This window comes from Kitasatospora sp. NPDC059088 (assembly GCF_042738155.1).
Lineage (GTDB): Bacteria > Actinomycetota > Actinomycetes > Streptomycetales > Streptomycetaceae > Kitasatospora.
Genome location: NZ_JBHYGR010000293.1, coordinates 1 through 1,933 on the forward strand (window position 1 = coordinate 1; position 1,933 = coordinate 1,933).

1 rRNA gene is annotated in these 1,933 nt (G+C 53.3%); it reads left to right on the plus strand.

Annotated elements, in window-relative coordinates:
* A 23S ribosomal RNA gene (locus tag ACFWXO_RS45420) occupies positions 1-1,933 on the plus strand; the annotation flags it as partial.

Sequence of the window (1,933 nt, forward strand, 5' to 3'; positions counted from 1 at the left end):
ACGGGTTTAGCCCAAACCCAGAGGCTTGCCTATTGGGGTTGTAGGACACTCTGTACGGAGTTACAAAGGAACGAGGTAGATGAAGAGGTCTGGAAAGGCCCGCCATAGAAGGTAACAGCCCTGTAGTCAAAACTTCGTTCTCTCCTGAGTGGATCCTGAGTACGGCGGAACACGTGAAATTCCGTCGGAATCCGGGAGGACCATCTCCCAAGGCTAAATACTCCCTAGTGACCGATAGTGAACCAGTACCGTGAGGGAAAGGTGAAAAGCACCCCGGAAGGGGAGTGAAAGAGATCCTGAAACCGTGTGCCTACAAGTAGTCAGAGCCCGTTAACGGGTGATGGCGTGCCTTTTGTAGAATGAACCGGCGAGTTACGATCCCGTGCAAGGTTAAGCAGAAGATGCGGAGCCGCAGCGAAAGCGAGTCTGAATAGGGCGAATTGAGTACGTGGTCGTAGACCCGAAACCAGGTGATCTACCCATGTCCAGGGTGAAGTTCAGGTAACACTGAATGGAGGCCCGAACCCACGCACGTTGAAAAGTGCGGGGATGAGGTGTGGGTAGGGGTGAAATGCCAATCGAACCTGGAGATAGCTGGTTCTCTCCGAAATAGCTTTAGGGCTAGCCTCAAGGTAAGAGTCTTGGAGGTAGAGCACTGATTGGACTAGGGGCCCCTACCGGGTTACCGAATTCAGTCAAACTCCGAATGCCAATGACTTATCCTTGGGAGTCAGACTGCGAGTGATAAGATCCGTAGTCGAAAGGGAAACAGCCCAGACCGCCAGCTAAGGTCCCAAAGTATACGTTAAGTGGAAAAGGATGTGGAGTTGCTTAGACAACCAGGATGTTGGCTTAGAAGCAGCCACCATTTAAAGAGTGCGTAATAGCTCACTGGTCGAGTGACTCTGCGCCGAAAATGTACCGGGGCTAAACGTATCACCGAAGCTGCGGACTGTTCTTCGAACAGTGGTAGGAGAGCGTTCTAAGGGCTGTGAAGCCAGACCGGAAGGACTGGTGGAGCGCTTAGAAGTGAGAATGCCGGTATGAGTAGCGAAAGAGGGGTGAGAATCCCCTCCACCGAATGCCTAAGGTTTCCTGAGGAAGGCTCGTCCGCTCAGGGTTAGTCGGGACCTAAGCCGAGGCCGAAAGGCGTAGGCGATGGACAACAGGTTGATATTCCTGTACCACCTCCTCACCATTTGAGCAATGGGGGGACGCAGGAGGATAGGGTAAGCGCGGTATTGGATATCCGCGTCCAAGCAGTTAGGCTGGGAAATAGGCAAATCCGTTTCCCGTAAGGCTGAGCTGTGATGGCGAGCGAAATATAGTAGCGAAGTTCCTGATTCCACACTGCCAAGAAAAGCCTCTAGCGAGGTGAGAGGTGCCCGTACCGCAAACCGACACAGGTAGGCGAGGAGAGAATCCTAAGGTGATCGAGAGAACTCTCGTTAAGGAACTCGGCAAAATGACCCCGTAACTTCGGGAGAAGGGGTGCTCTGTTAGGGTGCAAGCCCGAGAGAGCCGCAGTGAATAGGCCCAGGCGACTGTTTAGCAAAAACACAGGTCTCTGCGAAGCCGTAAGGCGAAGTATAGGGGCTGACGCCTGCCCGGTGCTGGAAGGTTAAGAGGAGCGCTTAGCGTAAGCGAAGGTGCGAATTGAAGCCCCAGTAAACGGCGGCCGTAACTATAACGGTCCTAAGGTAGCGAAATTCCTTGTCGGGTAAGTTCCGACCCGCACGAAAGGCGCAACGATCTGGGCACTGTCTCAACGAGAGACTCGGTGAAATTATAGTACCTGTGAAGATGCAGGTTACCCGCGACAGGACGGAAAGACCCCGTGGAGCTTTACTGCAGCCTGATATTGAATGTTGGTACAGATTGTACAGGATAGGTAGGAGCCTTGGAAACCGGAGCGCCAGCTTCGGTGGAGGCA